16 protein-coding genes are annotated in these 20099 nt (G+C 70.2%); 7 read left to right on the top strand and 9 right to left on the bottom strand.

Features of this window, described 5'->3' with window-relative positions:
* Nucleotides 1–3: 3 nt before the first annotated feature.
* Both ABZX12_RS04545 and ABZX12_RS04540 read left to right on the top strand, forming a co-directional pair.
* The gene (locus ABZX12_RS04545) at nucleotides 4–666 is read left to right on the top strand and encodes a hypothetical protein (protein ID WP_355689784.1); all 663 of its coding nucleotides are present in this window, start codon (nucleotides 4–6) and stop codon (nucleotides 664–666) included.
* 45 nt (nucleotides 667–711) lie between these two features.
* Nucleotides 712–1680 carry an EamA family transporter gene (locus ABZX12_RS04540; protein WP_355689782.1) on the top strand — a complete coding sequence of 323 codons (969 nt, stop codon included), beginning with the start codon at nucleotides 712–714 and terminating at the stop codon, nucleotides 1678–1680.
* On the opposite strand, the gene ABZX12_RS04535 is transcribed toward ABZX12_RS04540, so the two are convergent.
* From ABZX12_RS04535 to ABZX12_RS04505, 7 genes are all read right to left on the bottom strand, one after another.
* The gene (locus tag ABZX12_RS04535) at nucleotides 1677–2837 is read right to left on the bottom strand and encodes an alanine--tRNA ligase-related protein (protein WP_355689780.1); all 1161 of its coding nucleotides are present in this window, start codon (nucleotides 2835–2837) and stop codon (nucleotides 1677–1679) included. The genes ABZX12_RS04540 and ABZX12_RS04535 overlap by 4 nt on opposite strands.
* 223 nt (nucleotides 2838–3060) lie before the next feature.
* Nucleotides 3061–4179 (bottom strand): glycosyltransferase family 4 protein, encoded by a 1119-nt coding sequence (locus tag ABZX12_RS04530; protein ID WP_355689779.1) that lies wholly within the window; start codon nucleotides 4177–4179, stop codon nucleotides 3061–3063.
* Nucleotides 4176–5423, bottom strand: a complete 1248-nt coding sequence (locus ABZX12_RS04525) for a M48 family metallopeptidase (protein ID WP_355689777.1) — start codon at nucleotides 5421–5423, stop codon at nucleotides 4176–4178. The genes ABZX12_RS04530 and ABZX12_RS04525 overlap by 4 nt, the downstream gene beginning before the upstream one ends.
* Nucleotides 5416–6900 carry a hypothetical protein gene (locus ABZX12_RS04520; RefSeq protein WP_355689775.1) on the bottom strand — a complete coding sequence of 495 codons (1485 nt, stop codon included), beginning with the start codon at nucleotides 6898–6900 and terminating at the stop codon, nucleotides 5416–5418. The genes ABZX12_RS04525 and ABZX12_RS04520 overlap by 8 nt, the downstream gene beginning before the upstream one ends.
* 89 nt (nucleotides 6901–6989) lie before the next feature.
* On the bottom strand, nucleotides 6990–8051 hold the full coding sequence (locus ABZX12_RS04515) for an NlpC/P60 family protein (RefSeq protein WP_355689773.1): 1062 nt from the start codon (nucleotides 8049–8051) through the stop codon (nucleotides 6990–6992).
* 275 nt (nucleotides 8052–8326) lie between these two features.
* A complete protein-coding gene (locus ABZX12_RS04510) occupies nucleotides 8327–8557 on the bottom strand; it encodes a hypothetical protein (protein WP_355689771.1) in 231 nt (76 codons plus the stop codon).
* A gap of 81 nt (nucleotides 8558–8638) precedes the next feature.
* Complete coding sequence (locus ABZX12_RS04505; protein WP_355689769.1) at nucleotides 8639–9904, bottom strand: NYN domain-containing protein; 1266 nt, start codon at nucleotides 9902–9904, stop codon at nucleotides 8639–8641.
* A 225-nt stretch (nucleotides 9905–10129) separates the two neighbouring features.
* Here ABZX12_RS04505 and ABZX12_RS04500 point away from each other — a divergent pair, with 225 nt between their 5' ends.
* Entirely contained in the window at nucleotides 10130–11923 is a 1794-nt protein-coding gene (locus ABZX12_RS04500) for a DEDD exonuclease domain-containing protein (RefSeq protein ID WP_355689767.1), read from the top strand.
* Nucleotides 11924–11984: 61 nt separating this feature from the next.
* On the opposite strand, the gene ABZX12_RS04495 is transcribed toward ABZX12_RS04500, so the two are convergent.
* The gene (locus tag ABZX12_RS04495) at nucleotides 11985–12404 is read right to left on the bottom strand and encodes a hypothetical protein (protein WP_355689765.1); all 420 of its coding nucleotides are present in this window, start codon (nucleotides 12402–12404) and stop codon (nucleotides 11985–11987) included.
* An 84-nt stretch (nucleotides 12405–12488) separates the two neighbouring features.
* Between ABZX12_RS04495 and ABZX12_RS04490 the strand changes: the two genes are divergently transcribed.
* The 3 genes from ABZX12_RS04490 to ABZX12_RS04480 all read left to right on the top strand — a co-directional run bounded on the left by ABZX12_RS04490 (nucleotide 12489) and on the right by ABZX12_RS04480 (nucleotide 17191).
* Nucleotides 12489–13280 (top strand): helix-turn-helix transcriptional regulator, encoded by a 792-nt coding sequence (locus tag ABZX12_RS04490; RefSeq protein ID WP_355689763.1) that lies wholly within the window; start codon nucleotides 12489–12491, stop codon nucleotides 13278–13280.
* Nucleotides 13281–13310: 30 nt separating this feature from the next.
* A complete protein-coding gene (locus ABZX12_RS04485; protein ID WP_355480274.1) occupies nucleotides 13311–13598 on the top strand; it encodes an Lrp/AsnC ligand binding domain-containing protein in 288 nt (95 codons plus the stop codon).
* 122 nt (nucleotides 13599–13720) lie between these two features.
* Nucleotides 13721–17191, top strand: coding sequence for a hypothetical protein (locus ABZX12_RS04480; RefSeq protein WP_355689762.1), 3471 nt, complete (start codon nucleotides 13721–13723; stop codon nucleotides 17189–17191).
* A gap of 484 nt (nucleotides 17192–17675) precedes the next feature.
* On the opposite strand, the gene ABZX12_RS04475 is transcribed toward ABZX12_RS04480, so the two are convergent.
* Complete coding sequence (locus ABZX12_RS04475) at nucleotides 17676–18134, bottom strand: hypothetical protein (RefSeq protein ID WP_355689760.1); 459 nt, start codon at nucleotides 18132–18134, stop codon at nucleotides 17676–17678.
* Nucleotides 18135–19280: 1146 nt separating this feature from the next.
* On the opposite strand from ABZX12_RS04475, the gene ABZX12_RS04470 reads away from it, so the two are divergent.
* Nucleotides 19281–19961, top strand: a complete 681-nt coding sequence (locus ABZX12_RS04470) for a hypothetical protein (RefSeq protein WP_355689759.1) — start codon at nucleotides 19281–19283, stop codon at nucleotides 19959–19961.
* Nucleotides 19962–20099 lie beyond the last annotated feature (138 nt).

Genomic DNA, 20099 nt, shown 5'->3' with positions numbered 1-20099 from the left:
GGGGTGAAGAAGGCGTCGTATCCACGCACCCGCCACACCCGGCGCTGGCCGGCCTCGCTGGCGGTGCTGGCCGTGCTCGTTCTCCAACTGCTGGTGCCGGCGCAGATCAACGCGCTGCCGCGCTGGCTGATGCCGGCGCTCGGCTTCCTCCTGCTGGTGCCGCTGGTCTGGATGAACCCGTTCCACCTGCGCCGGGACGAGCCCTGGCTGCGGTGGGTGGAGCTCACCCTGCTCGGCGTCCTGGTGGCGGTGAACGCGTTCTACCTGGCCGGGATGATCTTCTTCCTCAACAACGGCGACGCCAACGAGGGCAAGGTGCTGGTGAAGAGCGCCGTGCTGATCTGGGTCACGAACGTCGTCGCGTTCGCGGTCTGGTACTGGGAGATCGACCGCGGCGGCCCGTTCGCACGGGCGCCGGAGCACGAGCGCGAGACCGAGCGGGCGGATCTGCTGTTCCCGCAGATGACCGTCGACCTGCCCGGCTGGAAGGGCTGGCTGCCCGGGTTCACCGACTACCTGTTCGTGTCGTTCACCGCCGCGACCGCGTTCAGCCCGACCGACACGATGCCGCTGACGGCCCGGACCAAGATGCTGATGGGCGTCCAGTCGGCGATCTCCCTGCTGACCGTCGCCATCATCGCGGCCCGCGCCGTGAACGTCCTGTGAGATCCCACTCGACAGGCATGTAATGGGCATGAGAGCGTTATGCCCATGTACAGCACGAAGTCGGTGGGGTTGGGGTTCGCGGTCTTCTCCGCGATCACGTTCGGCGGGTCGGGGCCGTTCGCCAAGGCCTTGATCGGGGCCGGCTTCACGCCCCAGCAGGCGGCCTGGTTACGGATCCTCGGCGCCGCCGCCGTGCTCGTCCCGCTCGTGCTGATCTTCCGCGGCCGCGGCGGTCTGCGCGCCGCGCGGGCGTCCTGGAAGGCGCTCGTGCTGTACGGCCTGACCGGGATCGCCGGCTGCCAGACGCTGTTCTTCCTCGCCGCCAGCCGGTTGCCGGTGGGCGTGGCGCTGATGCTCGAGTTCTCCGGTCCGGTGCTGGTGGTCGCGTGGCTGAAGTTCGGCCAGAAGGTCGCCGTCCCGCGCTCGGCCGCGATCGGTGTCAGCATCGCGGTCGTCGGTCTCGCGACCGTGGCCGAGATCTGGTCGGGGTTGCGGATCGACCTGATCGGCCTGATCGCCGGTCTCGGCGCGGCCGCCTGTCAGGCGACGTACTTCATCCTGATCGACAAGCTCACCGGCGCCGCGGACCCGCTCGTGATGACGGCCGCGGGCAGCGTCGTCGGCGCCGTCGTCCTGACGCTGATCGCGGCGCCGTGGGGTACGCCGTGGCACGTGCTCGCCGACACGATCGCGATCGGCGACCGGCACGCGCCGGGCTGGGTGATGGCCGCCTGGCTGATCCTGGTCAGCACGGTCGTCGCCTACCTGGCCGGCGCGGCCGCGGTGCAGCGGCTGTCGGCCGCGATCGCGGGTGCGGTCGCGTACGTCGAGGTGGTCGCCGCCTGCATCTTCGCGCTGATCCTGCTCGGCGAGACGCTGCGGCCCAACCAGATCGCCGGCGGCGTGATCGTGCTGATCGGCGCGTTCGTGGCCCAGTCGTCGGTCGGGAAGGTCGCGTCACCGGAGATCCCCGACGCTCCCCAGACCGACGTACTGGATCCGGCAGCCATCTAACGCAGGGAGTCGACGAGTTCCCGCGGTAGACCGTGGGTGTCGTGCAGGTACTCGTAGTCGGTGTCGTCGAGCGACTTGTGGAACCGCTCGTGGCTGAGGACCTTGCGGCCGCGGTCGAGCAGGTTGCTGAACCGGATCTCCTCGTCGATCAGGATTCGCCGGATCAGCGTCACCGTCTCGCCCTGGTGGAAGTGGTTCAGGGTGTGCTCGAACAGCTCGATCGGCAGGTCGGACAGTGACCGCGACTCGTCGGTCTGCCAGAGGATGGTCAGCATCCGGCGGATCAGCCGGCGCAGCACGTACCCGCGGCCGGTGTTCGACGGGTGCACACCGTCGCCGACGATCACGATGCTGGATCGCAGGTGGTCGATGACGATCCGCTGCGACCGCTCGTCCAGCGTCCAGAGCTTCGGGACGATCCGCATCCACGGCTCGAACAGCGAGGTCTCGTACACCGAGGTCTTGCCCTCCAGGAGCATCGTCAGCCGCTCGAGGCCGAGGCCGGTGTCGATGTTGCGCTGCGACAGCGGCTCCAGCGAACCGTCGTCGTGGCGGCGGTAGCGCATCATCACGTGGTTCCAGACCTCGACCCAGCGGTCGTCGGTGGTCGGCGTACCTTCCGGCTCGCCGTCACCGGTCCAGACGAAGATCTCCGAGTCCGGGCCGCACGGACCGGTCGGGCCGTTCGACCACCAGTTGTCGTCGGTGGTCAACTCGATCGGCAGGCCGAGCTGCTGCCAGGTGCGCAGCGATTCCTGGTCGAGCGGCACTCCGTCGTCACTGTCGTCGCCGCCGAAGACGGTCACGTACAGCTGCCGGGGGTCGAGGCCGTAGCCGGTGGTCAGCAGTTCGTACCCCCATTCCAGGGTCTGGCTGCTGCCGTAGTCGCCGAGCGACCACGAACCGAGCATCTCGAACACCGTCAGGTGGGTCGGATCCCCCACCTCGTCGAGATCGGTGGTGCGCAGGCATCGCTGGACGCCGGTGAGTCTGCGCCCCAGTGGATGTGGCTCGCCCTCCAGGTACGGCGTGAGCGGATGCATGCCCGAGGTCGTGAAGAGCACGGGATCGCCGAGCCGCGGGATGAGCGTGGACCCCGTCGTCGGGACGTGGTCGCGGTCGATGAAGAAGTCGATGAAGGTCCTGGTGATGCTCATGGTTCTCGTCCTTGTCGATTCAGGACCGGAGCCGGACCACCGGGGCTACGGAAACAACAACACCGGCGAACCGTTTCCGGTCGCCGGTGGAAGTTTCAGGATGTCAGGCAGCGGCAGCCGGAGAGCGGAAAGCTCGTACGGCTGCGGCAAGTCGGAACATCCGGTGCATGTCGGCCAGAGTACACGACCCCCACCACACCGTGTCCACCCATTCCCCCGCGCGTCACACGCCGAGCAGTTCCCGCAGCACGGCGCCCGACCGCGACCACGCCCACTCGTCCTCCACCCACGTGCGGCCCGCTGCGCCCAGAACCTCACAGTGCTGGGGGTTCGTCAGCAGTTCGCTCAGGCGCGCGCCGACGGCGGCCGGGTTGTACGGATCCACCAGGTACCCCGTCGTACCGTGCAGGACCGTGTCGGAAGCCCCACCGGAATCCCCCACCACCACCGGCTTGCCGGTCGCCGACGCTTCCAGCGTGACGATCCCCAGCGCCTCCGGCTCCAGCCCGAACCGCCGGGTTCGGCACGGCATCGCGAACACGTCCGCCGCATCGACGTACGGCGGGACCTCGGCCCACGGAACCGGCCCCGTTAATACCACCGCGTCGGACACCCCGGTGCTCACCGCCAACTCCTCCAGATAGTCCCGGTCCGGCCCGCCGCCGACCAGCAGCAGCACGGCCCCGGGCACCGACTCGCGAACCCGCGGCCACGCCCGGATCAGCGTGTCCTGGCCCTTGCGGCGAATCAGCCGCGACACACACGCGACCACCGGAACGCCGTCCAGCCCAAGCCCTTTGCGGACCTGTTCGCCACCGCAGCCAGGAACGAACCGGGTGGAGTCGACCCCCGGCGTCAGCCGTCGCACCCGCCCGGCAGCCGCCGGTGAAAGGGCGGGAACGATCTGCTCCTCGCACCACGACGACACCGTCGTGACCGTGTCGGCCGCGTCCCCGATCCTGCGCAACGCCTGCCGGGCTCCTGGTACGCCGGCCCACCACGTCTCGTGCCCGTGCGTCATCGCGACGATCTTCCGCGCGCCGGCCCGGCGCAGCGCGTTCCCCATCAACCCGAGCGGTGCGGCCGCCCCGAACAGAACCCGGTCGGCGCCGTACTCCCGCATCACCTGCACGGCCCGCTTCGTGACGCGGGCCGTCGGCAACAACATCGACGACCGGTCGCGGACGACCGAGAACGGCAGCGTGGCGTCGTACGCCGCGTCGCCCGGCTCGCGCGAGGTGTAGACGACGACATCGGGCAGCTCGTCGCACAGCGAACGGACGAACGTCTCGATCCCGCCCTGCCGGGGCGGGAAGTCGTTGGTGACGACGAGGACCGTCATCGTTTCGCCAGCGGCGGGACCGTGCCGCCGTTGCCGGCCGCCCAGGCCCGGCCCATCGCGATCCGCTCCGGCGCCGTCGGATGGCTGGCGAACATCCAGTACCGCCAGCGGCTGGGCTCCAGGCCGGAGATGTTCCGCACGGCGAGGTCGTGCTGCATCGCCACGAAATCGCGCGGGTCGTTCGTCAGCCGGAGCGAGTGGTAGTCGGCGCGCGCCTCGATCTTGCGGCTCACCAGGTTCTGCACCGGGCTCGCCAGCGTCGCACCGGCCACGATCAGCGCGACCAGGACCGCCGTACGCCGCGGGTCCGCCAGCCGGGGTCCGGCCAACAGGTACAGCAGCGTGATGCCGAACGCCGTACCGAGCACGCCGATCAGGGTGCCGTGCAGGACGTCGTCCTCCGCGGCGTGGCCGAGCTCGTGCGCCACGACGAGCCGGACCTGCGCGGGCGGCGTGTCCTTCAGGAGCGTGTCGTAGACGACCAGCCGCCGGGTCGAACCGAAACCGGACACGTACGCGTTGAGCGCCGTGGTCCGCTTCGACGCGTCCGCGACCAGCACGTCCTTCACCGGTACGCCGTCCTCGGCCGCGAGCTTCAGGAAGTCGTTGCGCAGGGCGCCGGCGGGCATCGACGTGAACGTGTTGAACCGCGGCTCGACCAGCACCGGGTACGCGAACGACACACCGAGCACGAGCAGCGCGGAGACGATTGCTCCGGGCAACCACCAGCCGTGCGGGCGGCGCTTCGCGAAGGCGATCAGGACGACCGCGAGCACCGCGACGCCGAGCGACGTGATCGCCCAGTTCACGCCGCGGTCCCACACCCACAGCCGCCAGTTCTCGACCGCCAGGCCGTACTTTTGACTGACCCGCTGGGCGAGCACGTCGGTCGGAAGGGTGAGCAGGTTGGTGATCAGGGCGATCCCCGCCACCATGACCGGTACGGCGAGGACCCACCAGCGGATGTGCAGAGCGTCGTACAGCCGGCGGCCCAACGGACTGAAGCCGATCACCAGCGGGACCACCACCGAGATGATCCACGATGCCGTCGACCAGCGGAGGAGCTCGTGGCGGAACGCGTTCTGGCGGGCGATCTCCGCGGACGTGAAGTCCAGCGCGGCGTCCGGTGCGGGCAGATCGATCAGGTGCCAGGGCGTGGTGACGGCGATCGTGAAGACCAGTGCGAGCGCGAGCAGACCGCCCGCGGCGCGAGGCGCCCACGGACGGGACGTTGCTCTAGGCACCGGCGAGCCGTTCGAGGTACTTCTGCCATTCGGCGACGAACTCGGCCTCGGTCATCCCCAGCACCGACTTGAACGCGTCCGCCAGCCCGGCCGACGTCTTCGACGCGTGCACCGCGCGGTAGAAGCGGACCAGCTTGTCCTGCCCCTCACGCTCGGCGATCAGCCGGCAGGCCAGCCAGGCCGACTCGTACGCCTGCGGCAGCTCGGTCGCCGACGCCGCGAACGCCTCCGGGGACGGCAGCGAAGCCGGCACATGCCCCGCCCGGACCGCCTTGAACAGCTCCTTCGCCGCCGACTCGTCCTGCACCGGCACGGCGGTGAACGCGACGTAGTCCGCAAAGCCCTCGGCCAGCCACAACGGCACCGGTGACGCAGTCGCGGTCGACGCGACGTGGGTGGTCTCGTGCGTGAGCACGATCCGCCGGCCCTGCTTGCCGAGCTCCTCGAACAGCTTCGGATTGGCCACGATCCGCACCGGCGCGCCGATGGCCGGCGTGTCCAGCTCGGCCATCGTGACGGCCGCGATCTGGGTGTAGGTGTTCGGCTGCGCGCCGAGCACGTTCTCCATCTGGGCCTGCTTGGCCGGCAAGTAGACGACCACCTTCTGCCGCCAGCCCTTGCCCCACACCTTCGTGACCGACTCGACCGCCTTGTCCGCGACCGACACATAGCTGCGCGCCTCGGACTCCGATTCCAGGCTGATCACCAGGCTGTGCTCGCCCTTGGCCAGGTCGATCGGGCCGAGCGCCCAGACCGGCCGGCGCTGTCCCGCCACGAACCGCTCCGAGAACGACGCGGCATACGTCTTGCCGTCGCGGGTCACGAAGGTCACCGGGAGCGTCTCGCGGGCGGGTTTGACGTCGTACCCGGCGAGTTGCCAGGAGACCTCGACCTGCGCGAGCCAGGACTGGGTCCCGCCGAGCTCCGCCTGCCGGTCCGGGGTCAGCGCGGCCGCGTCGTCGCTCACGTAGCGCAACTGGAAGGTGCCGAGCGGCAGCGTGGTGAGGTTGCTGTAGATCGTCCGCGCAGTGGTCCGGAACTGCGTGGCCTTGGGGTCGATCGTGTTCAGGAACTCGGTGCGGTCCTCGTTCTCGACCGCGTCGGTCATCTTCTGCAGAACCGCCTCACCGGCGACCGCCCGCTGCACACCGGCCTGGGCCTGGTCGGGTGTGGTCGGCGTCGACTGCGGCGCCTGGCCCGCTCCCGGAGCGTTCGGATCGGCCGGGGCGTCGGCGATGTGCTGCAGACCGGCATACCCGGCTCCGGCGACCAGGCAGACGGCGACGCCGAGCGCGACCTTCTTCAGGATCGGTGCGAACGGCGGCCGCTGCGGACCGTCGGCGCGTGACTCCGGCCGGTGGTCGATCGGCTCCCGAGGGTCACCGGACGACGGGATCACCGGCAGTGGAACCGTATCGCCCTGTTCGTCGATCACCTCGGCCCTTCGCTGCTCACCTGCCCCGACCAGGCGGAACACTACGTGCCTCCTCCGACACTACGGCACCGCCGTGAAAAGCCGCGGCTCCGGGGGACCCCCGGAGCCGCAGAGTATGTCAAGGTCGCAGGTCAGCCCGGACGGACCGCGGTGTTGTACGGGTTCTCGTCGAGCGGGGCGATCTCCACGCTCTTGCCCGGGCGCGGCGCGTGCACGATCCGGCCGTTGCCGAGGTAGATGCCGACGTGGCTGATCGGGCTGAAGAAGAAGACCAGGTCGCCCGGCATCAGGTCGGACTTGCTGACCCGGCGGCCCTCGCTGGCCTGCGCCTTCGACGAGTGCGACAGCGAGACGCCGGCCTTGCCCCAGGCGTACATGGTCAGGCCGGAGCAGTCGAACGAGTTCGGGCCCGCGGCACCCCACACGTACGAGTCGCCGAGGTGGGCGAGCGCGGCGTCGATCGCGATCTTCGCGCGGCCGCTGGCCGGGACGTTCGGCAGGTTCTTGTCGTCGCTGGTGCGGTCGCCGGTGCGGGTCGGACGCTGCCTGCGCGCCTCCTCCGCCTCCTTGGCGGTCTCTTCCTCGATCCGCTTGCGCTCGGCGTCGCTGAGCTTGTCGAGCACCTTCTGCGCCGCGTCGAGCTTGCCCTGGAGCTGGTTCTTGAACGCGTCCTGCTTCGCCTGCACGGCCTGCAGCGCGGCCAGCTCGGTCTGCTCGCTGGCCTGCAGGTCGGTGAGCTTGCCCTGCGCGACCTGGTAACGACGCAGCGCCGAGTTCTGCTGGCCGGCGAAGGCCTGGGCGGTGGACGCCTGGCTGAGGAACTGGTCCGGGTTGCTCGACAGCAGCAGCTGCGCGGTCGTGGAGATGCCCGACGTCTGGTACCCGGCGACCGCGAGGGAGCCGATCTGCCGCTTCACCGCGTCCACCTGGGCCTGCTGCTTGGCGATACCCGCCTGCAGGGCCTTCACCCGGGCGCTCGAGGCGGTGATCTGCCCACGCAGGTCGTTCGCCGACTCGCCGGCCTCCTCGGCCTGGTGCTGCAGCGCCGCGATCTGCTTCTTCGCCTCGGCCAGAGTGGGCTTGGGGTCGGCGTCAGCCGCTCCCTGGATGAAGATCACTCCCGCGGCGACAGCGGTGCTGGTGATGGCGGCGAGGGCGATTCCCTTGGTGCGGTTGATGCGTCCGATGGACACAGCCCGGTCGGTCCCTTCCTCTGCTCGCGCCGTCCCCGTTGATCAGGCCCTCCGCACGGACTTTCGGTCCGCGGATCCGCCGGATCACTCCCTCGGCTTGCCGTTGCCCGGTCGGCCGGAGCGGCCGACGCCCTGAGGCAACGAGAGGTAACAGTAGTGACCGTTTTGTGACCAGTGCAATTCGCCCCTCGGGTTTGATCGAAAATTAACGAAGGCCGATGGCGGCCAAACGATCGTTTCGCCTTCGTCCGCAAGGGTCCTGACATCGGCGGCGGTCAGCCGGTCTGCTCCTTCGGCGCGTCGTTCGGGTCGACGCTGTTCACCGCGTGCACGAGGCGTAGCGGCGGGACCAGGCCGGACTCGGCGAGCGCGTCCAGGGCGGCCTTCTCGTCGTCGTCGATCCGCAGGCTGCCGGACCGTTCCTCCGAGAACCCCAGCACCACCGTGACGACGCAGTCCTGGCAGCCCGGACCCTTCATCACACAGGCGTCGCAGTCGATCAGCACAACATCCTCCAAGGGGGGAAGCACCCGGACTTGCATCCGGCTGAGAAGGACGCTAGAGACCCCCGCCGACAATTTCTGTTGTCAGGCGCGTGCGATGCGTGCGATGAGGCTGCTCGCGCTGAGCGCGCGGGCGCCGAGTTTGACGATGCTGTCGGCAACTTCGCGGTCGGTGGAGACGACCACGACCGGGCGGCCGGGTGGTTCCGCGCGGACCAGTTGCCGGATCACCTCGTCGGCGATCACGCCGGCCGGACTGAACCGCACCCGCACACCGCGGGGCGGGTTCAGCTGGACCGGACCCGACAGCTCGGCGCCGTCGAACACCACGGTGACCTCGATGCGCCGCTGTGCGACCAGTGCACCCAGTGCAGTGACGAGCCGCTGACGCTGCGAATGCAACGGTGAGTTCGGCCAGGCGGTCTTCGTCACGTTGTAGCCGTCGATGATCAGATGCACCTGCGGCAACGCGAGCAACTCGTCGAAGAGCGCCGGGTCGTCCTCAGGCGCCGTACGCCCGACCGGGGCCGCATCGGGCTCCGAGCCGGCCACCGTGTCCGCGGGACGGAGCTCTCCCCCGGGCGGCAGGGCCAGTTCACGGCGCAGACCGCTCGCTGCCTCGAGCAACGTGTCCAGCAACAGCCGGGTCCGGGTCGACGCGAACTCGCGCTCCTGCCCCGCCGTACGACGGGCCGCGTGCTCGACCGCCTCCAGTTCGGTGATGCGGGCGCGGAGCTTGCGCAGCTCCCGCTCGACCTCGGCCCGCGCCGCGTCGACGCGTTCGTCGGCGCTCTCGGCTTCCCTGGTGCGTTGCTCGACCTCCGTCTGCAGACCGCTGATCCGCTGCCGGGCCTCGTTCAGCTTGCGCCGGAGCGTGACGTTCTCGGCCTTCAGCTCGTTGACCTGTTCACGAAGCCGTTCGCGCACCTGGCGGGTCTCGGTGCGCGCCTGGTCGAGCTGGTCGGTGAGCCGGTTCACGGCATCGTTACCAGCCTGCGGGTTCTCCACCGGGATCTGGGCGGCCGCGGCGATGTGCTGCTCCCAGTCATCGGGACGCAGCAGGTAGGCGAGCGCGGCGACCTCGACCGGATCCGCGGCCGGGACCGGGACGCCGTCTGCCACCGCGTCGCCGAGCTCCGGGTGCTCCCGCCGTACCTCGAAGGCCGTCAGCCGGCGGAAGTGGTCGTCGGTCTCCAGGATCGGCCCGAGCACCGAGGCCGACAGCTTGGCCCGTTTCGCCGGGGCGAAGCTGGCGAACCGGCGCAGCGGCGCCGGGATGTCGGTCGCGGGCAGCTGACCGAGGGCGTGCGCGGCGAGGGTCAGGACGCGTTGCCGGACCGGTTCAGGCAAAGTCGTAGCGGCGGAGCTCGCGGCGGTGCCGGCCTCAGTCACCGGTCCGCAGTCCGGCTGGAACGACGACCTGGCAGCTGCTGCTGGACCAGTGACGCAGACCACAGCGAGCGGGCGCCGGGCCCGGTTCGGCGGTGATCGCCTGTGTACGCATACCGAGAGCCTAGTCGACTCTCCTGCGTGTCACCTGCGGAATTGTCGGTGGCGGCTCCTAGCGTCGTGGCCATGACCAGCCCAGGGCATGCGCCGGCCCCGGATCCGATACTGCCGATCCGCGGCGTGCAGCACAGCTTCGACGACCTCGGCACGCCGCTGCACGCCATCACGTTCTGCGTCGTCGACCTGGAGACCACCGGCAACCCGCCGGGCGAGGGCGGCATCACCGAGATCGGCGCGGTCAAGGTGCGCGCGGGCGAGGTGGTCGGCGAGTTCCAGACGCTGGTCAACCCGTCGGAGTCGATCCCGCCGTTCATCGCCGTGCTGACCGGGATCACCAACGGCATGGTCGCCGCCTCGCCGCGGATCGAGTCGGTGCTGCCCGCGTTCCTGGAGTTCGCGCGCGGCTGCGTGATGGTGGCGCACAACGCGCCGTTCGACATGGGCTTCCTGAAACACGAGAGCCTCGTCCACGGATACGACTGGCCCGACTTCACCGTCGTCGACACCGCGCTGCTGGCCCGCCGGGTGATCACCCCCGACGAGGCGCCGAACTGCAAGCTCGGCACCCTCGCGAAGCTGTTCCGCACGACGACCACGCCGAACCACCGCGCATTGGCCGACGCCCGCGCGACCGTCGACGTGCTGCACGGGCTGTTCGAGCGTGTCGGGTCGTTGGGCGTGCAAACGCTGGAGGACCTGCAGACGTTCTCGTCCCGGGTCGCGCCGGCCGTCCGGGCCAAACGCCACCTGGCCGAGTCGTTGCCGCACGCACCGGGTGTGTACCTGTTCACCGACGACCGCGGCGAGGTGCTGTACGTCGGGAAGTCCAAGGACCTGCGCACCCGCGTCCGCTCGTACTTCACCGCCTCCGAGACCAGGAACCGGATCGGCGAGATGGTCGGTATCGCCACCGGCGTCCGCGGGATCGAGTGCGGGACGCCGCTGGAGGCGGAGATCCGGGAGCTGCGGCTGATCGCGGAACACAAGCCGCGGTACAACCGGCGCTCGAAGTTCCCGGAGCGGCAACAATGGTTGAAGGTCACGGTCGAACCGTTTCCGCGGTTGTCGCTGGTCAAACAGGTGCGGGACGACGACGCCGGGTATCTCGGGCCGTTCAGCTCCCGCAAGACCGCCGAGCGGGCGATGGCCGCGCTGCACGAGGCGTTCCCGATCCGGCAGTGTACTGCCCGGATGTCCAAGCATCCCTCGTTGTCGCCATGCGTGCTGGCGGAGATGGGCCGGTGCGTGGCGCCCTGCGACGGGCGGATCTCGATGGATTCGTACGGCGAGTTCGTCGCGGCGCTCCGGTCGGCGCTGACGGCCGACCCGACGCCGGTCGTCGAGGCACTCGACCGGCGCATCGACGTCCTGTCCGCGGACGAGCGGTTCGAGGACGCCGCCGTCCACCGGGACCGGTTGAGCGCGTTCGTGCGAAGCTCGGCGCGGATGCAGCGGATGGCGTCGATCACCGGCTGCGCCGAGATCTGTGCCGCCAGGCGGACCGACGACGGCGGCTGGGAGCTTCACGTGATCCGTCGCGGGCGGCTCGCGGCGGCCGGGTTCAGCCCGCGCGGCACCGACCCGCGGCCGCACCTGGAGATGCTGCGCGCCTCGGCCGAGACGGTGCTGCCCGGGATCGGGCCGGTCGCGGCGGCCTCGCCGGAGGAGATCGAGCTGATCCTGCGCTGGCTCGAGCTCCCCGGCATCCGCCTGGTCGAGATGGACGGCACCTGGACCTGCCCGGTGAGCGGCGCCGGCCGGCACCTCACCCGCCTCGACAACGCCCACTCCGACCACCACCAGCACCCCACCGAACGCCGCCGCCACCTCCGCCCGCTGGGCCCGGCCAGGGTGGGTTAGGGCGTGTCTCCCGGCCGCCCGCCGAGTGCCGCGCAGTAGGCGTGGGGCCGGGAGACACGCCCTACGCCTCGATGAACTGGTAGTCGGTGCTGATGCGGCCGTCGGGGGCGAGCTGGAGGAGATCGATGCCGATGGCAAGCGGCTCGCCGCCGCCGGCCGGGACCATCGCCCAGCGCAACTTCACCACGTCGCGGAGCGCGGCCGCCTCGCCGTGCTTCACGAACTCGTACTGCCCGGGCGCCACGAACTCGTCGTACGCGCGGGTCACGCGGCTGAGCAGCTCCGCGTGTCCACGCGCCTCCAGAGTCGCGGTGACGCCGATCTCGGCGGCCCGCTTGACGATCTCCTCGGGCGGCTCCAGCAGGTGCACGCCACCGTCGGTCCACAGTGCTTCGACGGCCTCCTTGCGGGCGTCGGTGTCGGCTTCGTTCCAGACTGCTACATAGCGATTCGCGAGGTCTTCCGCTGCGTTGTTGTTCACGTGCACGACTTTGCCGGGGGCATCCATCGACCGGCAATTCCCTGCTGGGTATGGATTGTCGGCGGCATGCGTTAGAACTGCGGCATGGCATCCGAACTGTCCGTGGGACTACGGTCATGGCGCACCCGCCGGCGGGTGAGTCAGCTCGAGCTGGCCGTCCGTGCGGGGACCACACAGCGGCACGTCAGCTTCATCGAGAGCGGCCGGTCGGTGCCGGGACGCGACATGGTCATCCGGCTCGCCGAGTCGCTCCAGGTGCCGCTGCGAGAGCGCAACCAGCTGCTCGTGTCCGGCGGATACGCCCCGGCGTACGACGAGACGCCGTACGACTCCCCCAGCCTCGGCGCGATCCGGGCCGCGTTGGCCCGGATCCTCGACGGTCACCGGCCGAGCCCGGCCGTGGTGGTGGACCGGCGTGGCGACGTGGTGCTTGCGAACAGGTCGTTCGACGCGCTCGTCGCCGGAGTCGCGCCGTACCTTCTGGCTGCGCCGGTGTCGGTGCCGAGGCTGTTCCTGCACCCCGACGGGCTGGCGCCCAGGATCGTCAATCTCGCCGAGTGGTCGTGGCACGTGATCGACGGGCTCAGCCGCGAGGCCGCCCTGGTGCCGAATCTCGAGGCCGATGCGCTGATCGCCGAGCTGGTCTCGCTGATCCCGCCGCGCCCGGAAACAGGGCCGGACCACCTCGGCTTCGCCGTACCGCTGCGGCTGCGGTCGCCGGGCGGGGAGCTGCGGTTGATCACCACGCTGACCAGGTTCGGGACGGCCGTCGACGTGACCGTGTCGGAGCTGCGAATGGAGGCGTTCCTGCCCGCGGACGAACCGACGGCGGCCGCGCTGCCGGGACTCGGCCGCGACTATGCTTCAGCAGGTTGACAAGGTGAGTGTTCTGGAGGAGAGGACGGCATGGTCACCGCGATCGTGTTCATCAAGGCCGACGTCGCACGGATCCCGGAGGTCGCCGAGCAGGTGGCGGCGATCGACGGCGTCAGCGAGGTGTACTCCGTGACCGGCGGGCTCGACCTGATCGCCCTCGTCCGGGTCGCGCGGCACGACGACCTCGCCACCGTCATCCCCGAGCACGTCAACCGGGTGCCGGGTGTGCTCAGCACCGAGACCCACATCGCCTTCCGCGCGTACTCCAGCCACGACCTGGAGGCGGCCTTCAGCCTGGGTCAGGAGGACGGTGTCTGAGACGTGGTCCCAACGGATCCGACTGACACGAGCTGAAGTTACGGTGTGCACATGAACGTCTGGGGTCAGGTCTATGCCGAGCAGGTCCGCGCAGTCGCGCCGGCATCCCAGCGAGGACGCGGATGAGCAACCCACCCGTCGGCTGGTACCCAGACCCCACCGGCCAGCCCCACACCATCCGCTTCTGGGACGGCGAGAAGTGGACCAACAAGACCAAGCACGAGAACGAGGCGACCGAGGAGCCCACGGCGCCCGAAACCTCCAAGCCCGAGCCGACACCAGCTGATCCCGATCAGGCCGCCTCCCGCCCGGAAGCCACCGCCGACCAGGCCCAGCAGCCCCGGCCAGCCGAGCAGCAGCAACAGCCTTGGCCGACCCAGCAGCAGGAGCCTGCTCAGCAGCAAACCTGGCCGACCCAGCAGGACGAGCCGTCCCAGCAGCAGTCCTGGCCGGCTCAGCAGCAGGAGCCAGCTCAGCAGCCGTCCTGGCCGAGCCAGCACGCCGACGGCCAGCAGCCGTGGTCCGCCGATCAGCAGCCGTGGTCCGCCGACCAGTTCAGCTCCTACGACCAGCCCGACGCCGACCAGCCCCAGCAGCAGCCGTGGCCCGGCCAGCAGCAGCCCGGAGCTCAGGAGCAGAACCAGCCCTGGCCTGCCCAGCAGTCCGCGCCCCACGACACCACGCAACAACAGTCGTGGTCAGCAGACCAACAGCCGTGGTCAGCAGACCAGTTCAGCTCCTACGACCAGCCCAACGCCGACCAGCCCCAGCAGCAGCCGTGGCCCGGCCAACAGCAGCCCGGAGCTCAGGAGCAGAACCAGCCCTGGCCTGCCCAGCAGTCCGCGCCCCACGACACTACGCAACAACAGCCCTGGTCCGCCGATCAGCAGCCCTGGTCGGCAGACCAGTTCAGCTCCTACGACCAGCCCAACGCCGAGCAGAACCAGGCCTGGTCCGGTCAGCAAGAGCCCGCAGCGCAGAACCAGCAACAGCCCTGGCCCGCCCAGCAGGCCACGCCCCACGACACCACGCAACAACAGTCGTGGTCCGCAGACCAGCAACCGTGGTCGGCCGACCAGTTCACCTCGTACGACCAGCCCGGCCAGCAGCCCGTAGGGCAGAACGAGCAACAGCCCTGGCCTGCCGAACAGCCGGGTCAGCAGCCGAACCAGCCTCAGCAGTCGTGGTCGGCTGATCAGTTCAGCAGCTATGACCAGTCGAACCCTGACTCCGAGCAGACCCAGCAGCAGCCGTGGTCTGCGCAGCAGGACTGGCCACAGGACCCGACCGTGCAAGGCTCCGGCACATCTGAGCAGACCCAGCAACAGTCGTGGTCGGCCAACCAGCAGCCGTGGTCAGCAGACCAGTTCACCTCGTACGACCAGCCCGAGCAGACCCCTTCTGAACAAGGCACGTCCGGCAGTTGGGACACGCAGCAGCAAGATCCGGCGCAGCAGCCGGCGGACCACGCACCTGACGCCAACGAGCCGACGCGCCCAGTGCCCGTACAGCCTGCGCAGGGCGAGCCACAGCCCACGCCTGGCCTACGCGCGGTGCAGCACACCCCTGCCGAGACGACCGAACAAGCCGAAGGCGGCGGCTGGTGGCAACCGGCCGCCACACCGCAACTGTGGAGCACGACGCCGTCCACCACCGACGCCGCGACCGGCGGTACACGCCTGCGCGCGGTCGCGCCGGAAGAAACTGCGCCGTCGCACCAGTCAGCAGCCCAGACAGCTCAGGCGACACAGACAGCTGAGCCGGCTCAGACCACCGAGGCGTCACGAGCAGAGGCAGCCGCACGTGCGCGAGCGACCTGGGGCGCGCCGGAGCTAGCCCCCGCTCCGCCGGAACACTGGACGAGGCGCGAGATCTCTCCCGAACTCGAAGAAGAGCTGCCACCCACCGACGCGCAGCCAGAGGAACAAGCCACCGGCCGGACGCTCAAGCTCGCTCCAGCGCTTGCCGACGACGCAACCGAGGCAGCGCCGACATCTGCAGCCGTCACCGACACGCAAGCCGCAGACGAGCAGGCCACGAGCCAGCGGGCAACGGACCAGCACGCCGCAGTCCCGCACGCCGCGGACACGCAGGCACCGAACCAGCAGGCAACCGCCCCGCACACAGTGAACCAGCAGACAGCGGACCAGCGAGCTGCAGACGAGCAGGGTGCGGACCAGCAGGGTGCAGAGCAGCGGGCTGCGGACGAGCGGGCTGCTGAGTTGCTGGCGGCCGATGACGCCGAGGCGGCCAGCCAACTGCAGCCCGATTGGGGTGACCAGCCCGGTGACGGGCAGGACGCGCAGGCGACCGACGTACCGGCGTGGGGTGTCGAGGCACCGGACGAAGAGGACGATCAGACACCAGAGAAGGCCAGTCCCCTCTGGACTGTTCCGGAGACGTCAGAGACCCCGCAGGAGCAGCCTGTCCAGCTCTGGGGCGATCAGCCGAGCCAGACCTCGAGCGCGGGGCAGAGCGCGCAGTCCGGGCAAGTTTGGGGCTCACAGCAGAGTACGGCGGGAGTTGATGCGCCCAGCGACAACGGTTGGGGCGACTCGAACGGCGTACAGGAATCATCGCCGTGGGGTCAGCAGCCAGCCGCTCATCAGGGTGGTGACCAAGCGTGGGGCGGGCAGTCCTGGCCCGTTCAGGAGGCCGCCGGTCAGCAGAACGCTCAGCCGACCCAGCAGCAGTGGGGTGCCGGCAACCAGCAGGCCGGCCCGCAGCAGGGCCAACAGGCTTGGGCTGGTCAACAGACGCAACGGGCCTGGGGCGACGACGGGAGCGAGGCTTGGGGCGGTCAGACCGACCTGAGCGCCGGCGTCGGCAAGCGGGACGGCGGCAAGGGCAGCAAGAAGTCCAAGAGTTCCGGCGGCGGTGGTCCGTTCGGCGGGAAGATGCCGCTGATCATCGCCGGCGGGGTCGCGGTGGTCCTGCTCATCGTGGCTGCGGTGGTGCTGCTGACCAAGGGCGACAAGGAGACGGCGGACCCGGATCCGACCGGTACGCCGACACAGAGCACCTCGCCCACACCGACGAACCAGTCCAGCACCAAACCCGGTCAATCGAAGAACCCGTCGCTGCACGAAGGCGCCGGCCGGATCGCGTCGGATGCGATCTCGTTCCCGCGCCGGAATCCGCCGTGGTCGGACCGCAAGCGCCTGGTCGAGCAGCTGATCAACTCGAACGGGCAGCGCATCGTCCTCAAGGAGGACGTCGTCGAAGGCGACGACTGGAGCGCGGACATCTTCGTCGGCGGTCTGGGCACCGGATCCGGCTTCAACGGCGACCCGAAGGCAACCGCGGCGTCGCTGTCCCTGAAGGTCCGCGAACGCATGTACGGGAACATCCCGGTCACGTACAAGACGGTTGCGAACGGCCCCGTCAAGCGGAGCGGAAAGGCCGGCTGGGTGTTCCAGCAGTCCGTGACCGCGACGACGACCGCGGTGACCGAGCGAGTACTTACCCTGACAGTGGCCGTTTTCGACCTCGGTGACGGGACGGCGGTCGCCTACATCAGCGGCATCCCGAACAACCGCCCGGACCTGAAGAAGGCCGCGGACCAGGCCTACCTAGGAATTCAAGTTGGCTGACAACAACCACACCCCGCCCCACGACAACTCCCAGGGCACGGACCCGCTCACCGGCACACCCCAAGCACCGCCCTCCCCTACGCCCAGCAGCGAGGCACAGGGCGCCGGCCACGTACCAGGTCTCGGTGAACCGCCGCGTGCTGACCAGGCGGCAAGTGCCGGCGAAACGCCGGGCGCCGGTGAGGTGCCGGGTCGTGGAGAGGTGCTGGGGCCAGGTCAGGTGCCCGGTCTGGGTGGGGTTCAGGGATCGGCTCAGGCACCGGGTACGGGGCAGGGTGGGTCTTCGGATGCTCTGTTCGGGCAGTCGCCTGCCCCGGCGCCGCCTCCTCCGCCGCCGGTTCGGCCGCAACACGCAGCCTCGCCGCAGCAGCACTGGACCAGCCAGCCCCCACAGCCATCTCCCCACCAGCAACCGACCACTCAGCAACCACCTGCGCCGCTACACCCCGGCACACAGGCACCAAGCGCACAGCAGTTGGGCGACCTACAGCCAGGCGGACAGCAGCCAGGCGACCAGCCCTTGGCATCCCACCAGTCGGGCGGCCAGTCCGGCGGCCAGCATGCGGGGTCCCAGCCGAGCGGGCAGCACGCGGCGTCCCAGGCGGCGGGTTCTCAGCCGATGGGTTCTCAGCCGACGGGTTCTCAGGCGGCGGGCGGTCAGCAGCACGGTGCGCAGGCGGGTGCGCCGATGTGGGGCGTACAGCAGCCACAGCAGCGACAGCAGCCAGGTGGGCAGCAGGCGCGGCCTCAGCATGCGGCTCCGCCGGCGGGGGCGCAGTACGGTGCGCAGCGTCCGGTGCAGCAGGCCGGACAGGGTGAAGCGGGCCGACCAGACGGTGGCTACGGGCAACCGCGTCAGCCCCAATCCCATCCCGGGCAGCAGACCCCTGCACAGCCGGGCCAGACCGGACAGATGTGGGGCGTGCAGCAGAGCGGTCAGCACGCCCCGCCGCAGGCTGGGGTGCAGGGTTCAACGCACGGCGGGCCGGTCGGCTCGGCGCAAGGTGGCCAGCAGGCTGGGCCGCAAAGCGGGCACCTCGGTTCGGCGCCGCAGGGCGGAGGACCGCAAGGCGGTCAGCACGCCGCGCCGCAGGCGGCAGCGCACGGCGGGCCAGGCGGGTCTGCGCAAGGTGGGCCGGCTGGGCCGCAGAGCGGGCAGCAGGCCGGGGTGCAGGGCGGTCAGCACGCCGCGGCGCAGGCGGGGGTGCAGGGCTCAGCGCAGGGCAGGCCGGGCGGGTCTGCGCTAGGTGGGCCGGTTGGGCCGCAGAGCGGGCAGCAGGCCGGGGCGCAGGGAGCTCAGCAGCCTGCGCCGCAAGGCGGGCAGGCTGGTTCGACCCAGGGTGGTGGTCAGCAAGTCGGCGGGCGGGGCTCTCAGCAGCCCGGGGCGCAGGGCGGGCAGGCCGGTTCAGCGCAAGGCGGGCAGGGCAGCCAACTCTCCGCGCCGCAGAGCGGCCAGCAGGCCGGTGCGCAGGGTGGGCGGCCTTTGTTCACCGAGGTGGTTTCGCGGGCCGTTGGGCCTGGGGCTGCGGGGGGTTCTCACGCGGGTGTGCCGGGGGCTGGTTCGGGTGATGGGCGCTCGGACGGGCAGGGTGCTGGGGGGTTCGGTGGGGCGGCGGGTCATGGTGCTGGGCTCGGCGCCGGGCAGGGCGCCACGCATGGTGCTGGGCTCGGCGCCGGGCAGGGCGCCACGCATGGGGCCGGACTCGGCGCTGGGCAGAGTGCCGCGCATGGCGCTGGACTCGGCGCTGGGCAGGATGCCGCGCAAGGGGCTCGGGACGGCGCCGGGCATGGCGCCGCGTACGGGGCAGGGACGGGTGCTGGGCACGGGACCGGGCAGGGCACCACGCGCCGGGCTGGACACGGGGCTGAACAGGGCGCCGCAGGCGGTGTTGGGTACGAGGCCAGACACGAGGCTGGGCACGGTGCCACGCAGGGGGCTGGGCACGGGGCCGGTGGGTTTGCGGGGAGTCGTGGGGTTGGCGGTGGGTCGCGGGCGGCGGCTCGGCATGGTGGCGGGGGGTCCGTCGGCGTAGGTGCCGGGGCTGGGCCTGGTGGCCGGGCTCGGGCCGTGGGGGCGGTGGTGTTGGTGGTGGCGGCTTTGGCTGCTACCGGGTTGAGTGTGGGGTGGGTGTGGAACCGGGCCGAGGCGATCAGTCCGGTTGCGTTGCCGACGGCGGCGGAGAAGCCGATCGAGACGGTCAGTCCGTCGGTGAAGCCGACGAAGACGCCGACGCCGTACGGCAAGGTGCTCGGGACCGAGATGCTCGCGGCCAACAACGACACCATGCCGGTGATGAGTTCGGCGTGGGGCAACAACTACGAGCGCACCGGTTTGTGGGGCGGCGCCGCGGTCTGGTTGACGGTGCACAACAACTACAACGGCAAGGGCTCGTCGTGGGGCAACTACGTGTCGTTCGGGCAGCTCCCGCCGGACATCCCGTACCAGAACTCCGCGGCGGGTCGTAAGCAGGCCGCGATCCAGATCGGCGCCCGCGCACTCGTCAACCTGTACGACAAGAACGTGACGGTGGTGAAGGGCAGCAGCACCCACAAGGTGATCACGGTCAACGGCCACCCTGGCCACGAGCTGACGGCCAGGGTCCCGGTGAGCGTGCCGAAGCTGACGGAGACGTATTCCACGATCATGATCGCGGTGATCGACCGCGGCGACGGCACCGCAGACGTCTCGATCGCCGACCTGGCCGGATCCACCCCGGCCTGGCAGAACGTCTGGCGCTACAAGGTCAGCCAGATCAAGGTCAACAAGTAGGAAGGTGCCGGCGGGGACAGTCCCCGCCGGCATCAAGAAGGACAGGGCCTAGGGCATGTCTGATAATCCAGCGCCGTCGCGAGGAGGTGCTCGGTGCGGTAGCTCGGCGTGCGGGAGCGAAGGTCTCGATGCGGCGCA

The sequence above is a fragment of the Kribbella sp. NPDC003505 genome (assembly GCF_040610875.1).
GTDB lineage: Bacteria > Actinomycetota > Actinomycetes > Propionibacteriales > Kribbellaceae > Kribbella.
The sequence above is the reverse complement of the archived record's forward strand: the minus strand, read 5'-3'. Positions and strand labels throughout refer to the sequence as shown.

What these genes read in the sequence shown, in the direction of transcription:
- ABZX12_RS04500 (WP_355689767.1), top strand. Translation starts at nt 10,130, where the DNA reads ATGACCAGCCCAGGGCATGCGCCGGCCCCGGATCCGATACTGCCGATC.
- ABZX12_RS04535 (WP_355689780.1), bottom strand. Translation starts at nt 2,837, where the DNA reads ATGAGCATCACCAGGACCTTCATCGACTTCTTCATCGACCGCGACCAC.
- ABZX12_RS04485 (WP_355480274.1), top strand. Translation starts at nt 13,311, where the DNA reads ATGGTCACCGCGATCGTGTTCATCAAGGCCGACGTCGCACGGATCCCG.
- ABZX12_RS04480 (WP_355689762.1), top strand. Translation starts at nt 13,721, where the DNA reads ATGAGCAACCCACCCGTCGGCTGGTACCCAGACCCCACCGGCCAGCCC.
- ABZX12_RS04530 (WP_355689779.1), bottom strand. Translation starts at nt 4,179, where the DNA reads ATGACGGTCCTCGTCGTCACCAACGACTTCCCGCCCCGGCAGGGCGGG.
- ABZX12_RS04490 (WP_355689763.1), top strand. Translation starts at nt 12,489, where the DNA reads ATGGCATCCGAACTGTCCGTGGGACTACGGTCATGGCGCACCCGCCGG.
- ABZX12_RS04540 (WP_355689782.1), top strand. Translation starts at nt 712, where the DNA reads ATGTACAGCACGAAGTCGGTGGGGTTGGGGTTCGCGGTCTTCTCCGCG.